Here is a 21,059-nt window from a genome sequence, read left to right on the forward strand (position 1 = left end):
ATATGCGGTAGGGGCAACTGACTTTATTGCCAAACCTATTAGATGGCCAATTTTGGGTGAAAGAGTTAAGTACATCCTCCGTGCGAGTCAAGCCTTTGCAGATTTAGTAACGCAGCAAAAAGAACTCCATCAACTGGCTTTCTATGATACTTTGACTGGCTTGCCTAATCGCCAATACTTAATGCAAGATTTGCAACGTTTTCTTGCTTTAGCTCAGCGTAAACAACATCAAGCCGCAATGTTATTTATCGATCTTGATCGGTTCAAGCGGATAAACGACACCATGGGGCACAGTAATGGCGACAAATTACTGCGCAAAGTGGCTCATCGCCTACAAACTAATTTACGGGATAGTGATGTTTTTGCCCGCGTAGGACAGAGTCTCTCTTTAAATCAACCGCAACTTTCCAGTTTTGGCGGGGATGAATTTACCATTTTTTTAAATGGACTAAATGATGCGAATGAGGCCACCTTAGTAGCTGAAAGAGTTATTCGTAGCTTCAGTAAGCCATTTCAACTAGAACAGTTTGAAGTGGTAATTACACCCAGTATTGGTATTTCGGTATTCCCTAATGATGGAGAAGATGCCGAGACCTTACTTAAAAATGCAGACACAGCGATGTACTCTGCCAAACAAGCAGGCCGCTGTTGTTATAAGTTTTACCGTGACTCAATGAATGCTAAAGCTGCAGCTCGATTACAACTCGAGCAAGATCTACGTCAAGCGCTCAACGCCGGTGAAATCATACCTTTTTACCAACCACAAGTTTGTGCGCAAACGGGACACATACTGGGAGTTGAAGCGCTCGTAAGGTGGTTGCCAGCAAATGGAGGAATGATTCCGCCAGATGAATTTATCGCTATTGCCGAAGAGACCGGTTTAATTAATGTTTTGGGACAGCTTGTATTAGAGCAAAGTTGCCAGCAAGCCAAAATCTGGATGAACAACAATACGCCTGTCAGAGTGGCGGTGAATGTCTCAGGTCATCAATTTAGACAACATAATTTTACCGAAATCGTAGCTGAGGCCCTGCGTAACAGTGGATTACCAGCAGAGTTACTCGAATTGGAGTTAACTGAATCGGTGATTATGAGTGATGCCGAAGAAAATATTGCACGCTTGATTGAATTAAAAACCTTAGGGGTAACGTTAGCTGTCGATGATTTTGGAACGGGTTACTCGTCGTTGAGTTACTTGAAAAAATTCCCTATTGATATATTAAAAATTGATCGCTCATTTATGTGTGATTTGGACTCTGCACCTGATGATGTGGCGATTGTAGAAGCTATTTTAGCCCTTGCTCAAAGCTTGAATCTCGGTGTGATCGCCGAAGGTATCGAAGATGCTGGGCAAATAGAAATATTAAAAAATAGTAAACATTTATTGTTGCAAGGCTATTTATTCTCACGGCCATTGGCAGCTGAATATATAGCTCCTTTGTTAACTCAGAACTTTACTCACCTTATGCAAAAATAAGAATAATAACAATGAAACCTTGCAAGTCTGATGAAGCTGTTGAAGAAAATAAAGATCAAATAACACTGTTTATTGATGGTGATTTAGCCGCCGATTCTGAATATTCCGCGGCGATTTCTGCGCTCCAACACACCTTTGCTGCAAAGTACGATTTCGTTATTACAGCGCTGGCTGAGCAGAGTTTGCCAACGTCAATATTATTGCTTTGTCAAAATGAAGAGCACGGGACTTCTTTGAGCAACAGATTTAACTTGCATGGCTTGCAGGTATTTTGGTTACCACAAGACCCCTCATATCAACCGTTAAAACCATTAATAAACGGGCACTGGTATTTAGACTGGAAACAACCACCTACAGTCTTGCCAGTACTGTCGTTAATACAACAGCAGCATCGATTGCTGGCGGATTTCTCCACCACCAAGCAAAAACTATCGATGTTAACTGAGTGTTTAGGGGAAATGTCTTTGACCCTAAATTCGCATGGCCAAATAATTGAAATGAATGCGCCTTTACTAAAGGTTATGGGGGAGTCTGGGAAGTCAGTAATCGGTCAAACATTGCTTTCGTGTCTGCACATTCCCTCTTCAATCGCTAAACGTCGAATGACACAAATTTTGGCTGATTTAAGTCGTACTCACTCAATGACTAGGTTGCCACCATTTCCTGTTCAATTGAAAGATGCAGTGGTTATGCTCGATGGCTTTGTTGGCCCTTTTAATCATGATGACACTTTATTGATTTTAAGGCAGATCGCTAGTTGGCAGAATCAGGAGTGGTTAGAACAGTCGGCCGCAAAAAATACACCGGTAACGCTTTTGCTGGTGAATCCCGACGATTTTGCGGCATTTAATCAACAATATGGCCGCGATATAGGCGATCAAGTTTTAGCTGAAATTATACAATGTATGTCGGATTTATTGCGTTCCGCTGATTTTGCTAGCCGCTTTAGCGGAGCTGTATTCGCTGCTCATCTACCAGAAACGAATGAACAACAAGGTCAGGTTTTAGCATCTCGCATGCGTGAAATGCTGCGTAAAAAACGCTTTTCAGCTAAAAAAGTTAATTTGGATTTTAGTTTTGGCTTAGCCACTATTGAGTCAGAAGAACAGCTTAACGAACATTCTCCGTTAGAGCTTTTTCGACGAGCAAATGCCGCGCTACAAGCCGCGCGAAGCATCGGAGGCGGCACATTAGTTTGCTGGCAACCGAAATTCGACGCTAACATATTGGCTAATTTAGATCGCATGAGTGGTAAGTTTTCTGATGCCGCCGATGACGACTTCAAACTCATTACGCTGCAATGGGATATTATTCGTATTATCGGCAGTACACACGATTTGCAAAGCTTTTCTGAGCAAGTCTGTCAGCTCATCAGCAGCGGAATGTCATCGATGTATGCCGGATTATATTTAACCAAAGGCGATGGTTTAATTAATTTATCTTGCGCAAGTGAGCCTAAAGTAGAGGTGAAAAGTGTCCATCAATGGGTTACCACTAATATCCAGGTCGATAATCTAGATAATTTGACCGCTGTACCTTTACTTGAGCTGAACGCCACTACGCTTCAAGCTTCTGTACCTTTAGTGACTCGCGGTAAATGCCTAGGGGTTATTGTCTTGCGTTGGCATAGCAACCAGCAACCTGTGGCTAAAAAATACACTGAATTACTACAACAAGTCTCGGCGAACTTAGGTACTGCCATTGATCGAATTATATTGTTGGATCAAAGTCATAAACAGGGCAACAGCCCAGCGAAAAGTGAACCTGATAATCATCAAACCCACGAGTTGTTATTTGAATCTGCTGCGATGCGCACCTTGATGCAGCAGGTACAATTAGTAGCCCCAACAGATGCATCTGTGTTGCTTATCGGTGAATCAGGAACTGGTAAAGAAGTGATAGCCAGACAAATCCATAATCACGGATTACAGCCCAATAAACCCTTTATCACCGTCGATTGCAGTACCATAGTTAAACATCTGATTGAGAGTGAGCTTTTTGGGCACAGAAAAGGAGCCTTCACTGGAGCCACCAGTGATCAACCAGGAATGATTGCGCAAGCTGACGGTGGTACCTTGTTTCTAGATGAGGTAGGGGAGTTACCACTGGACATACAATCAAAATTATTGCGCTTCGTACAAGAGAAAACCTTTGTTGCCGTGGGCGATCAAAGGGTAAGGAAAGTGGATGTTAGACTGGTATTGGCAACCAATCGCAATTTATCAGATGAGGTGGCCGCAGGTCGTTTTCGTGCTGATCTTTACTACCGAATTAACGTTTTCACGTTAAATTTGCCTCCTTTGAATCAGCGTGGCGAGGACACCTTGCTGTTAGCGCGACATTTTTTGAAGAAGTTTAGTCAGCAATACAATAAACCAATTCTCGATATTTCGTCATCAGCAGTCGAGACATTACGTCGTTACAGTTGGCCTGGCAACGTAAGAGAACTTCGAAACTGTATTATGCGGGCTGTTATAACTTGCCCCAGTGACTATTTAGAATCTGAGCACTTGAATCTACAAGCGCCATCTTTAGAGCTGCAGCCCTCAGCTTCTCATGCCACGCCGAGTTTACAGACTGTAGAGCTTACCCAAGATGACGACGAAGAGCTGTTGCCGGCTTTAACCGTGTTGCTAAACAAGGTTGTCTGTCTGGCCACTCAACAACCAACATCTTTTCCGGTCACTGTTTGGTTAGAAAAACTATGGATTGAATTGTGTCTACAAAAATGGGGAAGCCTTTATCAAGTCGCACTCAAAGTTGAGCAGTCAGAATCGACTTTACGAAGACGCTCTGCAAAATTAAAAGATACTGCAATTGATCACCCTCTATTAGAAGAGTTAACTGTTGAATGCAGCTCGTTGCTGCAACGCTTCCTGGATGGAGACGCAATCCCCAATCTGTGGTCTACCTTAGAATCTACAATGTATGCAATTGTCGTTAGGCAACAGATAACCCAACAAGCAAAAGCCAAGTTATTGGATGTAACTCAACCCACTTTGCGTAAAATAATGCAACAATACCAAGGTTAATTTGGGTTAGTCTTTTAAGTACTTTTGAATCATAGAGAGCAGCGATACTTTATCAATTGGTTTGGACAGAAAATCGGTCATGCCTGCGGCTTTGCACTTTTCTCTATCTTCAACGTAAGCATTAGCTGTGAGTGCAATAATTGGCTTATTAAAGTTTAACTTTGTTTTTAATTTAACCGTCGCAGTTAAGCCATCCATAACAGGCATTTGTAAGTCCATTAAAATCAAATCAAATTGTTCAAATATACAGGCGTTAATAGCTTTTTCACCGTCGCTTACAATTGACACATCGTAACCAGCAGCTTCAAGCATTGTTTTGACCACTTCAGCGTTAATTTCATTGTCTTCGGCAACCAAAATTTTAAAACTACTTTGTGATGGTTCAGCTTTAGAATCCTGCAGTAAATGAGTTTTTTGTAATTGACGTAAATCACCCTCTAATTCTTGTCTGATAATAGGCTTAGCATGGGTGCGCCATATTACTTTTCGCACGTCTTCCGAACATTCTAAATCTTCGATAAGTGCTGAGACCAAAATGATGTAGGGGAGTTGCGTCCCCTTTTGTCTTAACAGTTCTTCAATTAAATCAACACCGCTCAAACCAGGCATCGATAGGTCGAGGATTAAGATGTCAAATTGTGAGGTGTCGGTGGTTAAAAATTGTTCCGCAGAATTGAAGGTAGAGGTGTTCATACCTTGTGATTTGGCAACATGCTCAATATATTCTCTACTCGTAATTAAATCATCGACAATGGCACACTTTAAATGCACTTGTGAGTGAATGTTTTCGACTTTCTCACTGTCTATTTCAATCGGTATTGATAGCGTAAAGCAACTGCCCTTAGCTAATTCACTTTGCACCGTGAGTTCACCTTGCATCAAATCAGCTAACTGCTTAGTGATAGCTAACCCCAACCCTGAACCTCCAAACAATCTAGTGGTGGATTGTTCTGCCTGCTCAAACTTATTAAAAATAGAAGACAGTTTTTGGGCTTCGATTCCAATCCCAGTATCTTTAACACTAATAGACAGCCAATACTTCTTGTTTTTAACGTTCACGCCAACAGAAAGGGTTATGCTGCCAACGTCGGTGAACTTAATGGCATTATTCAATAAGTTGTGCATGATTTGCGATAACCGCGTAGGGTCGCTTATGACACGAGTGGGCAAACTGGTTGTTTTGTGAAAATTGAAGGTTAAGTTTTTTATTCGACAATTCGCCGACTGCACAGATGCAACGTCATCGAATAGCTGAACTAAATCAAATGGTGTCCGTTCAATGCGTAACTTACCCGCTTCAATCTTTGACAGGTCAAGTACATCATTTATCAGCACCAACAATTGTTTGCCAGCGCTTTTAGCCTTTTTTAAGTAGTCATTACTTTTACTTGGATTATCGATGGCCAACTCTATCATGCCAAACAAACCGTTCATTGGGGTTCTCAATTCATGGCTCATATTGGCTAAGAATTCAGATTTCGCTTTATTGGCCTGTTTTGCCTGACGTGCTGACTCTTCGGCTTTGTGCAACGTTAAACGCAGCGACGCCAAACTACTTGTAATTTTGGCTTCCATAGGTCGAAAAATTAGAAGAGCTTCAAGCACTAATAATAGCAAGGTAAATAACCACAAAAACAATTCAATGTTTGCCACTCGCTCAACTCGTTCGCGCGCAGCCAACTCAAATTCCTGCACAACTTGATTAAGGGCAAAAAGAAGTTTGTCGGTTTCAGTTGTATTAAAGTGTGAAGGGATAGCTCCACATGTATCAGCAAGGCTACTAAAATTGAGTGCCGCTTCAGCGTAGTTTTGGCTTTTTAAATTTAACCCAAACTCACCAAAATACAGCTCTTGTACTTTAGCGGGCAAGTTTGGTAACTCACTTAGATAAACGCGATTACGCTCAAATGTTTCAACTGTGGATTGTAGCGCCTGACTTTGCTGCGATTTGTCATCTGGACAGGTTGATAGTCGAGTGACAAACAGTGCAATGCGTTGCGACAGCATGCGTTGTTGGCCTGCAATATTGACGATATAAGCATCATTCATTTGTGTTTTAATTATATACCGCAACATTAATGCAGAAACAGAGACTGTAGCCGCCACTAGGAAAAGTGCCACTATATAACGTGCTCTAATTGTTAAGTGTTTACTAAATAGAGTGGTTAACACATGATTTGCTTCTTTGAGATCGCTTATCAACTAGATTAGAGAGACGTGTGATAAATGCAACCCTTCGCGAAAAATTTTCGCCAAATTCAATATAAGAAAATGAACCCTAATTTTTGAGTAACCGCGCCTTTGTTGTTTTATTACAAAGTCAACTAGACCTTAATTACTGTAGCTATTTCTACTTGAGAGTAAGTTTTACAATTTTCTTTTCACTGAGGCCGCTATTAGTCATCCTAATCTGTGTTTCCAGTCCTTGATTAAACACATTGTATGGCCTAATTTTTTAATCATCAGCAGCTATTCGAAATCAGCGTAGGTAACGGATTTACTAGTCTGCCAAGAATATGATCGAATATTCACGCTTGATAGCGTACATCCTAATGCTATTAACTTTACAAGCATAAAAAAGTCGTAGCACTGTTTGGCAAGTATATTGCTATTTCAGATTAGTTCGCGCAATGGGAGTTGGCCAAAGCGTTGTCGACACACCTGTAGTTCTACAATTGGATGAGAACACCTTATGTTGGATTCAAATATGCTAAATCCGTTAAATAGATACATCACATTGGTATGCTTAATCAGTGTTCTGGTTGTCAGTGGATGCAGTTCTAGTCGTGTTGAGCAAGTCGATGCACAACCTCCAAGTAACCAGCAGATTACTATCAATACCTCCCAAGGGGAGCAGGTATTAACGCCTACAGTGGTCACTTATGATCCTGTTACGTTTGCGGACCCTTTGGAGTCAATCAATCGGCCTATTTTTGCTTTTAATGATGTTGTGTATCGTTATTTTCTAATCCCAGTTGGCAAAGGCTACGATGCTGTAGTGCCAGATCCTGTGCAAACCGGCATTGGTAATTTTTTCAGTAATTTACGGGAACCTCTCAATCTTTTAAATAATTTGGCCCAAGGTGAAGGTAAAAAATCGGGAACCAATTTGGGACGATTTTTAATTAACTCTACTGTGGGATTGCTGGGTTTGTTTGACCCAGCCGATGCTTGGTTTGATATGCCGGAAGAAACCGCAACTATAGGTGATACTTTGGCGTCGTATGATGTTGGTTATGGCAATTATTTGGTGTTACCAATCCTCGGTCAGTCAGATTTCAGGAACGCCTTTTCTACTCTTAGTGAAAGTATTTTGAGTCCCGTTCATGTGATTTCTGACTCGCCTGAATCAAGCTATTTACAAGGACTAGATGGTTTCAACGACTTTGTCCCTACAGCTCCCTCTTATGAAGAATTAAGAGCGCAATCTGATGATCCTTATACTTTTTTCAGAAATATGTATCTTCAGAGCGTAGAAAGGGATGAGCAATTTGAAGGTGCGCCTCAACAATTTTCCCCTTCACCTGCGAACAGTGAAAAAAATCGTAATAAAACCACTAATCTAGATTCACAGCAGAGGGCGGACAGTAGTGAAAAGTAATTTAGCGCAACTGTTGATCCGTCACAGCAAATGGATTCTGCTCGCATTTGTTATCTTGGGGATTATTTCGGCCTATTTTGCACAGCGATTTAGAATTGATGCTTCAGCAGATACATTATTGGTAAAGGACAATCAGCTTTATATTGAAACTCAGGTAATGAATCAAAAATTCTCGCCGGATGAATTTATACTTGTGGCTTATGAACCGAAAAATCACGCTGTTTTTTCAGATAAAACCTTCGAGCAACTTCAGCAACTTGGCGATGCTTTCTCGGCATTTCCCAGAGTTAAATCGGTAACCCACATACTCAATGTTCCGCTGCTCAGCAATGCCACATCGTTAAGTGCCGATTTAGATCCAGATGCGTACACTTGGGAATCACAGCGTTATTCAGCACAACAAATGCAACAAGTTTTTCAGGACCATCCGTTGTTTACTGATTTACTCGTCAATAAAAAGCAAAGCGCGACTGCTATCCAAATCGTATTCAAAAAAAATCGCCAATTAGTCGAGATTCAAAATCAGATCACAGATATTCAAAAAAATGCCCTTGAAAGGGAGTTAAGTGAGGATGAGCAAGAAAAAATAAACCTACTAAAAGCGCAAGCTGATCCTATCGACCAAGAACTGAAAGCCCAACGCAAACAAGAAATAGACAAAATTTATGAAATTACCGAACAATATCAACAAGACGCGAGTTTCTATTTAGGCGGGGCTTACGTGTTAGGCCAACAAATGATTGATATTATTAAGCGCGATCTTGTGCTATTTGGCAGTGCTATTGGTGGAGCTATTGTGGTGATGCTATTTATTTTATTTCGCCGCGTACGCTGGGTAGTATTACCGGTCGTATCTTGTAGTTTGAGTGTTCTATTAACGGTGGGAATCTTTGGTTTATTAGATCTGCGGACCACTGTTATTTCCTCAAATTTCATCGCTTTGCAGCTTATTCTGACTTTAGCTGTAATGATTCACTTGATTGTAGAGTATCGACAACTGGCTGTGAAAAATAGTCAAGACAGTCAATCCGAGTTATTAGAACAAACCTTAAAAAACAAGTTTAAGCCTTGTCTTTATGCTGGGTTAACCACCTCTGTTGGATTTGGATCTTTGCTATTTAGCGGGATTCAACCTGTGGTTAGTTTCGGTTGGATGATGATAGTCGCTATGATTATCTCTATTCTGGTGAGCTTGTTGCTGTTTCCTGCATTTCTATCGGTTTTATCCCATAAAGACGAAAGCGGTGAAAATCGAGTTACTCAAAAAATTATCAACGGCTTCACTGCGCTTAGCTTAAATTATGCAAAAACCATTGGCGTCTTGAGCCTAGTGCTGGTGGGGATATCCGTCATTGGGATTATGCGTTTGGATGTGGAAAATAGTTTTTTAAACTATTTTAAAGAGTCAACAAAAGTGCGCCAGGAGTTAACGTTTATAGACCAAGAGTTCGGGGGCTCTACGCCAATGGATGTGGTGTATACGATTCCCAATGAACAACAAGACAAACAACTAGTGTTAACTGCGGAGTCTGTCCAAACATTACAAAAAATCCAAGCCGTGTTGCAAAGTTATGATGCCATGGGCAATGTGACTTCGGTATTCAATTTTACCGAATTGGCGATGCGAATAAATGATCAAAAGCCGTTAACCGAGTACGAATTAACAGCCATTTATACTTTGGTGGATAAGTCGCTTAAAGATAAATTGTTAGGTGCGTATTTCGACCCTAAAACCAATCAACTTAGAATCAGTACTCGGATTAAAGACAGCACAGCTGATTTTAATCGTGCTGAATTTTTAGAAAATCTCAAAGCCGATATGCAAACAATTGGTGTCGATAAGCAAGACTATTTTTTAACCAACCTGTTTGTGCTGTATCAAGACATACTACAGCGTTTGTTTAAATCCCAAATTATGACGTTAGGATTAGTCTTTATCGCGTTATTCTTTGTTTTATTTGCGATATTTCGGTCGGTGCGCATTGCGCTGGTTGCCGTCATTCCCAACATTCTTACCACTATGACTATTTTAGGTGTGATGGGCTTGTTGGCAATTCCATTAGATTTAATGACGATCACCATATCGGCCATCGCTATGGGGATTGCGGTAGATGATACCATCCATTTTATTCATCGATATCTTGAAACCCAAAAAAGTTCAAAACCCGCTGAAGCGATTAAAAAAACCTTCAACAGCGTGGGTTACGCACTATTATTCACGACGACCATCATCACAATTGGCTTTGCATTGTTAAGCTTCTCTGATTTTGTACCTAGTATCTTGTTTGGGTTATTAACTGGCTTGGCGATGCTAATGGCGCTGTTGACTGATTCAACGTTGTTACCGGTGTTGTTAAAGCGTTTTGTGAAAAACTAGTTTTGGATTACAAATTGTGTAACCCAAAGATCCCCTCTGCATCAGTAAGACTGAGCAGAGGGAGTTTAGTTTAAACAAGAAGTTTTATTCAAACAGCTGAGCTGACGAAACCGTTGGGGTCAAGACGAAGCTGTGTTTTTCGGCTTTTTGTTTGTTTTTAGCCGTGATTTCCAAATTTTGCTCGGAAGGGGAGGTGCCAAATATATTGGCGTGGAAAGTGAGTTTTTCAGCGTCACTTTTAAGGGCAAATTTACCCATCACTGTTATTTGAGATAAGGGTTGCATCTGAGATAAAGATTGTTCTTCAGCATGATGATCAATAACCGGTGAAAGTATTATCGACTCTACCGCTATATTGCCGTGCTGGTCACTCATGCTTATTTGCTTTTTAACTTGCTGCGTGATTGTGGTTCGCTGATTATTAAATTCGATCATCGATACCACACCATCCTTATTCTCATCGATGTTTTCGATGCCAGAAACAGGTAGCGATAACACCATATACACATCATTTTCAATAAAGTTTAAAGTTCCGTGCTGAGCAACCATTAAGTGGGCGTTTACCGGTTGAAGTATGCCGTAGCAAAATAGCAATGCCGCCATCGTTAAAACTGCAAAATTATTCATGATGAGAGACGCTGTCTTTCGGTTTGACGCTAACATATTACAATGACCCTTTTATGCAACGTTGAAAAAATGGATAAGTATCAGTAGCAAAATAGTGGTAAATGCCTTCAGGAAATTCTGGCGTAACACCAATGCGACCATTACATTCGTCTAAGTCACCAGAGCCCTCAACATATTCCCAGTCTTGCAAGAAAGTGCCAAGTGGGTAAGTGTCAGTGGAAGGTCGACTATCACTAACTGACTCTACCAATTGATAGCTTCCCGTCATGGACGTTAGTTCTGAGCTGGCATCCAAGGCATCACTGTAGCCGTATCGGGCATAAATAGGGAAACCATCAGCGGCCCAACCAATGAGGGTCATTGCGTTGCTATTGCCATTTTGCAGTGTGATAAAGCCTTCTGGCATTCCGTGATAGTGATATGTACCATCAGGTTGCACGTGAGCATTATTGTCATCGGTACCAAAATCAAACACATTCTGACTTAGGGCTTCGATACTCCAATTTCCACTATTGTCGATTAGACTGCAGTCGTCACCTGAATCGTTACAACTTCCAGCAGTATCAGCGTCTATTTTTACGCCATTAAGCACATAGCCAACGGCACCTCGAGGCCCGCCTAATTGAGTCACATTGGTCGACTCTGTTGGTGCTAACGTATAGCTGACGGACACAGATTGTTCTGAAATCGTATTGGGATTACCAGCATTTGGGAAGGTACCTACAACGTGATCGGGTATACCATTGGCGGTTAAGTTACGGTTGGTTCCATCGCAAGACCAATCAGCATAGCTCGTAGCAGAAACTGATTCTGAGTCATTGTATTCGTTATAATAATAAGTACACAGCACACCATCGGTTGAGTCACTTGAATATGCAGTCCCATTGTCGTTACTCGTAGTGTCTTGATCGGAAGACGTTTGCTCTGAATCTGTCTCCGTTGTCTCGGTGCTTTCTCCATTGCATGCTGTTAACCAGCAAGACAGTGCTGCTACCGTCAGTAAATTTATAGAACAGGTTTTAAACCTATGTAACATTCTCATCAGTTAGATCCCTATAAGTTAACCATTGTTGTTAATCATGCATTGTCATAAATCTTGTACTGAGAGCTTAAAAGAGCAATGTGCAGAAGCGGTGCACAAACAGCGAAATTAATGTGGAAGTCGCGAAAACATCAATTTCAAGTAATGAAATGGGATATCTGCTAGCAAGATGACGCACACAATTTTCGCCATTTTGTGTTTCTTTCTTTTGTTCTTTTGATATTCGAGGGATTAGATTCTGGCTGAGAATTAAATTATTAACATTCAATCTGTCAAAAATAATTAACATTTTAATGCTTAGTGAAAAACTCTTCTAACATCGATTTTAATGTATCTTAAATTATCGTATCTAATTGAATGCTATAAATAATAATTTGAATTTTAGGTGTGTTATGAGATGCCTGAAAAGCACTTCAACTTTAACAAAATAGTAAATTTGCAACTTTTTTTAGGTTATTTAATTAACAATATATTGACCTTTACAGATAATTTGTGGGAATATGCTCACATCATGAGCATATGCGCATAATGGGGTTTTCTTTAGAAAACCTGAAATGATCAGTAAAAGCGAATCAATAGCATGGTAATGCCGTACTAAAACTATTATTTTGATTCATTTATTTTTATTGGGGCCGACTAGCCCACAACTACAATATAACGACAGGTAATAAATATGACACCTGATAAATATGAAATTAATCTGAATACTGTTGGTGAAGAGCAACTACCTATTCCTAAACATAAGTTAAAGGGATGGACACATTTTTTAGGCTTATATGCTGGTGAGCATGTTGCCGCTACCGAATTTGTCATTGGAGCCACATTTGTAGCCCTCGGCGCTACTATGTCAGATATTTTACTTGGCTTGTTGATCGGTAACGTTCTCGCGGTGTTGAGTTGGACATTGATAACTACGCCAATCGCCATTGAAACTCGCTTGAGTTTGTACACTTATTTGCAAAAAATAGCCGGCAATTCGATGACGACCCTTTATAACTGGGTCAATGTCATCATTTTCACGGTTATCTCAGCAGCAATGATTACGGTTTCTGCGACAGCCGTGAGATTCGCCTTGAATATCCCGGCGCAACTCAATTGGTATCCCACTAATTTATGGTTTGTGTGTGTAGTACTAGCGGTTGGAACCATCGTTGTTTTAGTCGCCATGTATGGTTTTACAGCGGTCTCTAATTTCTCGCGTATTTGTGCTCCTTGGTTATTTGTCATGTTTGTGTGTGGCCCGCTAGTTCTATTACCTGCACTGTCTCAACATGTACTAGGTGATACCAGCTTGAGCGGCTGGGCTGATTTTATGGAAATTGGTAGCTTATCGGTGTGGACAGGTGTGAACGCGAATGGCGAACCTGGTATTGGACTGTTGGAAGTGATTGGTTTTTCTTGGGCGGCCAACACTATTACCCACGTCGGTTTGATTGATATGGCACTTTTACGTTATGCGAAAAGACGTGCATATGGTTTGTGTACCTCAGCAGGCATGTTATTTGGACACTATATTGCTTGGATTTCTGCAGGAATAATGGGGGCAGGCACCGCTATCATTGTGAAAAAATCCATTATTGAATTAGATCCAGGTGACGTTGCTTTTCAAGCATTAGGCCTATCGGGCTTAGTGATCGTCATTGTGGCAGGTTGGACTACTGCAAATGCCAACCTGTACCGCTCAGGTCTTGCTGCGCAAGCTATTTTTAAAAACCAATCTAGAAACAAAACGACCTTGATTGTAGGAATTGTTGCCGTCATCATCGCCTGTTTCCCCTTTGTATTTAACAAAATGCTGCCGCTATTAACCTACGCCGGACTGTTAGTTGTGCCCGTTGGCGCAATCGTATTCACGGAACACTTTGTCTTTCCACGTATAGGTTTCACGCGTTACTGGGTTACCTTCAAAAACCTTACTCACAGTGTGCCCGCCGTTGCGTCATGGGGTCTTGGACTGACATTTGGGTTTGGGTTAAATGCGCTTGATGTGTTGTCTTTTTATTACCTATTTATCCCAACTTGGTTTTTCACAACTGTGTGTTACATAGTGTTGGCAAAATACCACGGCGCATCGGAAGAATATCCACACGAGAAACAGCAAATGGAAGTGTTTGAACAACGTGTAGAAGAATTCCAAGAGCAACAGGCTAGTCTGGAGCCAGACGTGCGCATTGATACTTCATTGTTTTCGAAAGTTCTTCAGGTGGTGTCCATTAGTAGCCTAATAATCACGACTATATTTGCAATTAAAACCATGTTTTTCAGTTCGGGTATACCCGCATATGAAGCCAATCGCGATCTGTTTCAAACTGTTGGTTTCGTCTGCACTATTACTTATTTCATTACTGCATATTGGAATATGCAGCGTAAAAAACAATTAACTACGCAAGCGTAGAAGGGGAAGGTTAATGAATACTCAATCCAATGTTCGTCTAAATGAAGATAACCTTCACCATCTACCTAGCGGTATTTCGGTGCCCAATTACGACCGTAAAAAAGTCAAAGCTGGAATTGTGCATGTAGGTGTTGGTGGTTTTCACCGTTCTCATGAAGCTTATTATACCGACGCTTACATGAATCAAACGGGCGACCTTAATTGGGGGATTTGCGGGGTCGGATTAAGAGATGCTGATCGCAAAATGAAATCAATTCTTGAACAGCAAAATTACCTTTACACGCTAATTGTAAAACATCCTAACGGCACGATAGAAAATCAAGTGATTGGTTGCATGACCGATTTCTTGATGGGATGTGATGAGCCTAATTCGGTCATCCAGAAAATGGCGGATGCCGATACCAAAATAGTTTCGCTAACGATTACTGAAGGTGGTTACAATTTTAATCCAGCGACCAATGAGTTTGATTTTGATAATCCTGATGTCATTCATGATTTAGCGAATCCATTTGCTCCTCGTTTAGTTTTTGGTTTTTTGACTGCTGCATTGAAACTGCGTATGGAAAGGGGGCTACCTCCTTTTACGGTGCAATCTTGTGACAATATTCAGCACAATGGTGATGTTGCCCGTAAAATGTTGCTGGCGTACAGCCGAAAAGTTGATTTTGAGCTGGCCAAATGGATTGAACAAGAAGTTCCGTTTCCCAATGCCATGGTCGATCGCATTACTCCGGTAACAACCCCAGCTGATATTAATTATTTGGCATCGGAAATGGGGGTATCAGATGAATGGCCAGTCACTTGCGAACCTTTCCATCAATGGATAATTGAAGATAAGTTCAGCGTAGGTAGACCGCAGTGGCAGAAAGTTGGAGCGCAATTTGTTGCCGATGTGACACCTTACGAAAACATGAAAATAAGACTGTTAAATGCAGGCCATTCAGTGCTTGGTATTTTGGGGTCAATCCATGGTTTTGAGACGATTGATGAGAGTATTCAAGATCCTGTTTTCCGTCAGTTTTTGCAATTATTTATGGACAATGAAGTCACGCCTATTTTGCCTCCGGTAAGTGGAATTGACTTAGATGAGTATAAACAAACGTTACTAATTCGCTTTGCAAACCCGAATATTAAAGATCATTTAACGCGAATTTGTTCTGAAAGTGCTTCGAAATTGGCGACTTTCTTAATTCCAACTATCAACGATAATTTGCGTCAAGAAGGCGATATCCAGTGCGCTGCACTGGTATTAGCTGCATGGTGTTATTACAGCGACAAACAGACTGATCGTCACGGCAAAGAGATCACTATCATAGATGTGATGTCTCAGCAGTTGCATGTTGCAGCCGCTAAATATGCAGTGAATCCCGCTTCGTTTTTGGAAATGACTTCAATTTTTGGAGATTTAAACAAAAACCAAGGTTTCATGGACGTCTATAAAAAACACTTAAAGGCGATCTATACCGATCCAAATGTGAAAAAACACATGCAGTCAATTATTAATAGCACAGCGTTAGCGGTATCTTAGGGATACTAGAGTTAATATTTGTGCTTTTGCATAACGTCGGCTAGCTTTAGTCGACTTGGCTTATTTTTAGAATTTTGGAGTTACTATGGCTATTCCTAAAGTTGCCGTATTTGGTGAGGCGTTGTTTGACATGATTCAGCAACAAGATGGAAGTTATCAACCTTTCATCGGTGGTTCACCGTTCAACGTGGCTAGAAGCTTCGTTAAACAAGCAATTGACTGTACTTATTTATCACCCATATCGACGGATTATTTAGGTGAAAAAATCCATAGTTCAGTCATTAGTGAAGGAATTCATGTTCCTGCAAATAATCGTTCAAGCAAAAATACGTCTCTTGCTTTGGTGTATAAAGCTGAAGATGGAAAACCGAACTACCGTTTGTATCGAAAGTCAGTTGCAGATTTAGATATTACCTCAGAAAAACTATTATCAATGCTGCCGGATGATCTTGACCTTTTTCACACCGGCTCTCTAGCAATCGTGCCTGAAATGCTCGAAGTGTTGATTCCAGTTATTACCACTTTGAAGTCACGTGGCGTGAAAATTAGTATCGATGTTAACGTCCGGAAAGGCGTTGAAGAAAATCATCACCAATACGTAGCGTCGATATGGCGATTCGTAGAGTTCGCCGATATTGTCAAGGTGAGCGATGAAGATCTAGAGCTAAAAGGCCTTTACGGTAAACCAGAATTTCATGCTAAATCTATGCTCGATAGAATGGAAAATGGCATGGTAGTTTTAACTTTGGGAGAGGGCGGATCGCACCTAATAACCGATCAATACAATTTATTTCAAGCAGTCCATAAGCCGGCTGTGTTTGGTGATACGGTAGGGGCTGGTGACACGTTTTTCTCTGCCATGCTTGCGCGCCTGTTAAAAAATGATGCGCTTTGCACCTCTGCCCCTGAAGAAACTTTGATGGATGGTCTAAGGTTTGGTGCTGTGGCTGCCGGTCTAAATGTTGAAAGCATAGGTTGTAATCCTCCTACTTTTGAACAAGTAGAAACCCTCATAAGCTCGCTAAACAAATAAATTCTGCAAATTACTCCCCACCAGTGGTAGCCACACAATATGATTGTGCTGGCTGCCAATATCAACGCTCTTGCAGCATTGTAAACCTCAGATCTTCATTAACGTTTTAATATGTGCAATAGCACCTGTTCTAAGTGCCGATAAACTGTACCCACCTTCTAAAAATGAAACTATTTTTCCGTCGCAACAGGTATCTGCGATGTCCATGATTTGCTGAGTTAACCAAGAATAATCCGAGTCTAACAAATCCCAATCTGCAAGTGGGTCGGTATGATGACCATCAAAACCAGCGGAGATAAGAATTAGTTCAGGTGCAAATTTTTGTAGTTCAGGCAACACCCGTTCAGCGTAACATTGTCGAAATGTTTGAGAATCGGTGCCGGCTGGTAATGGGTAATGTAAGCAATTTTCAGCGGCTTTTTTAGGTATGGTGTAAGGATAAAACGGATACTGGTATGAAGATAAAAATAGTATTGCAGGGTCATTTTTCAGAATGTCTTCAGTGCCATTTCCATGATGTACATCAAAGTCTAAAATTGCAATGCGTGTAAGATTATATTGCTCTTTGGCGTAGGTCGCCGCAACCGCAATATTGTTGAAAAGACAAAATCCCATGGCTTGATCTTTTTCGGCATGATGACCTGGTGGTCTTACGGCACAAAAAGCATTTTTAAATTTTTGATTGAATAAACCATCAATAGCAACTATACCTGCACCAGCAGAAAATAAAGCAGCCTCGAAAGATGCATGATTCATTTTCGTTTCATCATCTACCGGAAAGTACTGGCCTTTTGGCGGTGAAAATTGTTCAATCTGTTCAACATGGCGCGGAGTGTGAGTTTGCTTTAACAGATCTTTAGATACTTTTTGTGAAGGGATATTGAGTATGAAGTCAGCCAATCCAAATTGAATTAAGCCATCTTGGATTGCATGTAAACGAGCTGGGCTTTCAGGATGTTCATCTCCCATTTCATGGAGTAAACAATTAGGATGTGTAATAAAAGCCGTAGAAGACATAAAATAACCCTATAAGTTGTATGGGATAATGATAGCAAAACAAAAGCGCTAACATCTAAGAGATTTTAAATGAAACATTATTTACATTCATTTTTTTCCCCCAGTTCAATCGCCTTGTTCGGCGCAAGTGAGCGCGAATCATCGATCGGAAAGACGGTGTCTCTCAATTTAACCTCAGGTAAGTTCAAAGGACCTATTTATTTTATTAATCCTCGTCATGCCGAAGTCCTCGGTCGACGATGTTTCAACAGCATTTCAGAAATCTACAAACCCGTTGAATTGGCTATTATTGCCGCGCCCGCTTCGATTACCAATCAATTGATGGAAGAGTGTGGAAAATCAGGTGTGAAAGCCGCGATCATCTTATCTGCTGGGTTTGGAGAAGCCAATGAAGAAGGCAAAAAGCTTGAAGATGCAGTACAACAAACGGCCAAGCGATACAAAATTCGTCTTATTGGACCTAATTGTCTTGGCGTGGCTCGTCCGGTAACGGGTCTTAATGCAACGTTTCACTGTGGCGAAATTAATCAAGGTAGTTTGGCACTGGTGTCCCAATCTGGTGCATTGTGTACATCGATTCTTGACTGGGCTAAATCCCGTAAATTGGGGTTTTCTGCGGTGGTATCTATTGGTTGTGCTGCTGACGTGCAATTTGGGGAATTACTCGATTACCTAACCTACGATTCACGAACTAAAAGCATTCTTTTGTATATTGAAGGCATCAATCATGCCCGCTCCTTTATAAGTGAGCTAAAACGTGCGTCTCGGGTGAAGCCGGTTTTAGTGTTGAAAGTAGGGCGACATAATAAAGGTACCATGGCTGCGCAAATGCATACTGGAGTAACCTCTGGAGAGGACGACGTATTTAACGCAGTGTTACGCCAAGCTGGCGCGGTGAGAGGCTATCGAGTTTTTGATCTCTTTGTTGGCGCGACAGTGTTGTCTACCAACAAACGTTTAGAAGGTGAAAACTTAGCAATTATCACCAACGGCGGAGGTCCAGGGGCTATTGCTGCTGACCGCGCAACTGATTTAAATTTAAATTTAATTTCGTTAAGTGACGATACAGAAAAACAATTGAACCAAGTGCTGCCAGCCAATTGGTCTAAAGACAATCCTATCGATATTATTGGTGATGCAACGCCGGAGCGTTATCAGCAAGTTCTTTCCTTATGTTTAAAGGATAAAACTATGCATGGCATAGTGATTATTTTGTCTCCGCAATCAATGACGCAACCATTGCAAGTGGCCAAAGAAATTGTAGAAGCCTCCAAAAAATCATCAAAAGTTATTATTTGCTGTTTTATGGGCGGGGAAATGGTGGCTGAAGGAAGAACCTATTTAGAAGATAATCAAGTTCCAACCTTCACCACACCAGAAGCTGCCATTGAAGCATTTTCCTATTTGCGCAATTTTACTCGTAACCAACGTCTTTTATTGCAAGCACCCGATCCTTTGCAAAAGGAAGAAAAGGTCAATACTGAAGCGGCTAAGTCAGTCATTGAGCACGCGTTGAGTGAAGGGCGCACGGTCTTGACTGATTTAGAGTCAATGGCAGTCCTTGATTCGTACAATATTTCTACAACGCATGCTAGTTTGGCCCATGATATAAACGAAGCAATCCAGATTGCTAAAACCATCGGTTATCCCGTTGTGATGAAGGTTTACAGTAAAACCATTTCCCATAAGTCTGATGTGGGTGGCGTGAGATTAGGTATTTCAAACGACGAGGCGGTAAAAAATGCTTATCACGATATTATAGATTCGGTTTCCAAATACTTCCCCGAAGCGGAAATAAGTGGTGTAACAGTTGAAGCCATGTACATTAAAAAACGCAGCAGGGAAGTGTTGGTTGGCATATCTAATGATACTGTTTTTGGTCCAATAATTACTTTTGCTGCTGGTGGCATCGCAACAGAAATTATGGGCGACCGAGAGGTGGCAATCCCACCACTGAATAAAACCCTAGCCCGTGAGTTAATGAACAATACACGTATTGCCAAAATGTTAGGGGCATTTAGGCAACTTCCGGGATGTAATATGGGGGCCATTGAGCATGTATTGTTACGTTTATCTGAAATGGCCTGTGAGTTGCCTTGGATTAAAGAATTGCAAATTAATCCGTTGGTGGTTGATGAATACGACGCTATTGCTTTAGATGCTAAAATTTTCATTGAAGCGCATTCGCAAACCGGACGTTATGACCATATGGCAATTCATCCGTACCCAATGGAGTTGGCAAAAACAGAAGAGCTTAGCTCTGGTGTGTTATTGGAAATCCGCCCAATTAGACCAGAAGATGCTAATTTAGAACGTCAATTTGTGAGTACTTTGTCACCCACTGCAAAGTATTTTCGTTTTATGCAAAGCATTAAAGAGCTGCCGCAAAGTATGTTGGTGCGCTTTACACAGATCGATTACGACTTAGAAATGGCATTACTGGCAGTAATCAGCAGCGGCAAAATGGAACGTGAAATAGGCGTTGCTCGCTACATCACCAATATTGATAAAGTAAGTTGTGAATTTGCTGTCGTGGTGGCCGATGATTGGCATCGTAAAGGCATCGCTGTGCGCTTAATGAATGCACTTATAGAAAGTGCCAAGGCAAAGGGGTTAGAGCGAATGGAGGGCATGGTTTTGGCTGAAAACACAGGAATGTTAGGTTTTTGCGAAAGTTTAGGATTTGAAATCAAGCGTGATCCAGAAGATCGCAGTATTTTCAATGTGGTTAAATATCTACAGCAGTAAACTCACAATGCGCGAGTTTATTGTTTTATCTGCAATAAGCTGAAAACAAATTAAAAGGTGACAATTATTTTGTAACAGTCCATAGTGGATATTGTGTAAAAGCAATATAATCAATAAGTTATTTATTTTTTAACAAAAACTCGTTGCATAATTTATTGTTTTAAATATTAACCAACCTATGA

General features: G+C 41.0%; 12 protein-coding genes. 8 read left to right on the forward strand and 4 right to left on the reverse strand.

The features are described 5' to 3' along the window. Window positions 1-1,477: putative bifunctional diguanylate cyclase/phosphodiesterase (locus ABWV72_RS14990; protein WP_353371466.1), on the forward strand; the 1,477-nt coding region annotated here is incomplete at its 5' end. An 11-nt stretch (window positions 1,478-1,488) separates the two neighbouring features. After that, window positions 1,489-4,509 (forward strand): sigma 54-interacting transcriptional regulator, encoded by a 3,021-nt coding sequence (locus ABWV72_RS14995; protein WP_353371468.1) that lies wholly within the window; start codon window positions 1,489-1,491, stop codon window positions 4,507-4,509. A gap of 6 nt (window positions 4,510-4,515) precedes the next feature. Here the strand turns inward: ABWV72_RS14995 and ABWV72_RS15000 are convergent, their stop codons facing one another. Further along, on the reverse strand, window positions 4,516-6,585 hold the full coding sequence (locus ABWV72_RS15000; RefSeq protein WP_353371576.1) for a response regulator: 2,070 nt from the start codon (window positions 6,583-6,585) through the stop codon (window positions 4,516-4,518). 631 nt (window positions 6,586-7,216) lie between these two features. On the opposite strand from ABWV72_RS15000, the gene ABWV72_RS15005 reads away from it, so the two are divergent. Together ABWV72_RS15005 and ABWV72_RS15010 are read left to right on the forward strand one after the other, a co-directional pair. After that, window positions 7,217-8,110, forward strand: coding sequence for an MlaA family lipoprotein (locus ABWV72_RS15005; RefSeq protein WP_353371470.1), 894 nt, complete (start codon window positions 7,217-7,219; stop codon window positions 8,108-8,110). Then, window positions 8,100-10,487 carry an efflux RND transporter permease subunit gene (locus ABWV72_RS15010; RefSeq protein WP_353371472.1) on the forward strand — a complete coding sequence of 796 codons (2,388 nt, stop codon included), beginning with the start codon at window positions 8,100-8,102 and terminating at the stop codon, window positions 10,485-10,487. The genes ABWV72_RS15005 and ABWV72_RS15010 overlap by 11 nt, the downstream gene beginning before the upstream one ends. An 84-nt stretch (window positions 10,488-10,571) precedes the next feature. Here the strand turns inward: ABWV72_RS15010 and ABWV72_RS15015 are convergent, their stop codons facing one another. After that, the gene (locus ABWV72_RS15015; protein ID WP_353371474.1) at window positions 10,572-11,114 is read right to left on the reverse strand and encodes a hypothetical protein; all 543 of its coding nucleotides are present in this window, start codon (window positions 11,112-11,114) and stop codon (window positions 10,572-10,574) included. A gap of 37 nt (window positions 11,115-11,151) precedes the next feature. Further along, a complete protein-coding gene (locus tag ABWV72_RS15020; RefSeq protein WP_303499360.1) occupies window positions 11,152-12,156 on the reverse strand; it encodes a YHYH protein in 1,005 nt (334 codons plus the stop codon). Window positions 12,157-12,829: 673 nt separating this feature from the next. Between ABWV72_RS15020 and ABWV72_RS15025 the strand changes: the two genes are divergently transcribed. The 3 genes from ABWV72_RS15025 to ABWV72_RS15035 all read left to right on the forward strand — a co-directional run bounded on the left by ABWV72_RS15025 (window position 12,830) and on the right by ABWV72_RS15035 (window position 17,112). Beyond that, window positions 12,830-14,551 (forward strand): purine-cytosine permease family protein, encoded by a 1,722-nt coding sequence (locus tag ABWV72_RS15025; protein ID WP_342805070.1) that lies wholly within the window; start codon window positions 12,830-12,832, stop codon window positions 14,549-14,551. Between the two features lie 13 nt (window positions 14,552-14,564). Beyond that, window positions 14,565-16,079 carry a mannitol dehydrogenase family protein gene (locus ABWV72_RS15030; protein ID WP_353371477.1) on the forward strand — a complete coding sequence of 505 codons (1,515 nt, stop codon included), beginning with the start codon at window positions 14,565-14,567 and terminating at the stop codon, window positions 16,077-16,079. Window positions 16,080-16,164: 85 nt separating this feature from the next. Next, window positions 16,165-17,112: a PfkB family carbohydrate kinase gene (locus ABWV72_RS15035; protein WP_353371479.1), complete on the forward strand. Its 948-nt coding sequence runs from the start codon at window positions 16,165-16,167 to the stop codon at window positions 17,110-17,112. An 87-nt stretch (window positions 17,113-17,199) separates the two neighbouring features. On the opposite strand, the gene ABWV72_RS15040 is transcribed toward ABWV72_RS15035, so the two are convergent. Next, a complete protein-coding gene (locus tag ABWV72_RS15040) occupies window positions 17,200-18,129 on the reverse strand; it encodes a histone deacetylase family protein (protein WP_353371481.1) in 930 nt (309 codons plus the stop codon). A 69-nt stretch (window positions 18,130-18,198) separates the two neighbouring features. On the opposite strand from ABWV72_RS15040, the gene ABWV72_RS15045 reads away from it, so the two are divergent. Beyond that, entirely contained in the window at window positions 18,199-20,877 is a 2,679-nt protein-coding gene (locus tag ABWV72_RS15045; protein ID WP_353371483.1) for a bifunctional acetate--CoA ligase family protein/GNAT family N-acetyltransferase, read from the forward strand. Window positions 20,878-21,059: the final 182 nt, after the last annotated feature.

The sequence above is a fragment of the Aliiglaciecola sp. NS0011-25 genome (assembly GCF_040370605.1).
Taxonomy (GTDB): Bacteria; Pseudomonadota; Gammaproteobacteria; order Enterobacterales; family Alteromonadaceae; genus Aliiglaciecola; species Aliiglaciecola lipolytica_A.

Excerpts from the sequence above, each read along its gene's own strand:
- ABWV72_RS14995 (WP_353371468.1), top strand. The coding sequence starts at position 1,489 with ATGAAACCTTGCAAGTCTGATGAAGCTGTTGAAGAAAATAAAGATCAA.
- ABWV72_RS15000 (WP_353371576.1), bottom strand. The coding sequence starts at position 6,585 with ATGTTGCGGTATATAATTAAAACACAAATGAATGATGCTTATATCGTC.
- ABWV72_RS15005 (WP_353371470.1), top strand. The coding sequence starts at position 7,217 with ATGCTAAATCCGTTAAATAGATACATCACATTGGTATGCTTAATCAGT.
- ABWV72_RS15015 (WP_353371474.1), bottom strand. The coding sequence starts at position 11,114 with ATGAATAATTTTGCAGTTTTAACGATGGCGGCATTGCTATTTTGCTAC.
- ABWV72_RS15020 (WP_303499360.1), bottom strand. The coding sequence starts at position 12,156 with ATGAGAATGTTACATAGGTTTAAAACCTGTTCTATAAATTTACTGACG.
- ABWV72_RS15025 (WP_342805070.1), top strand. The coding sequence starts at position 12,830 with ATGACACCTGATAAATATGAAATTAATCTGAATACTGTTGGTGAAGAG.
- ABWV72_RS15030 (WP_353371477.1), top strand. The coding sequence starts at position 14,565 with ATGAATACTCAATCCAATGTTCGTCTAAATGAAGATAACCTTCACCAT.
- ABWV72_RS15035 (WP_353371479.1), top strand. The coding sequence starts at position 16,165 with ATGGCTATTCCTAAAGTTGCCGTATTTGGTGAGGCGTTGTTTGACATG.
- ABWV72_RS15040 (WP_353371481.1), bottom strand. The coding sequence starts at position 18,129 with ATGTCTTCTACGGCTTTTATTACACATCCTAATTGTTTACTCCATGAA.
- ABWV72_RS15045 (WP_353371483.1), top strand. The coding sequence starts at position 18,199 with ATGAAACATTATTTACATTCATTTTTTTCCCCCAGTTCAATCGCCTTG.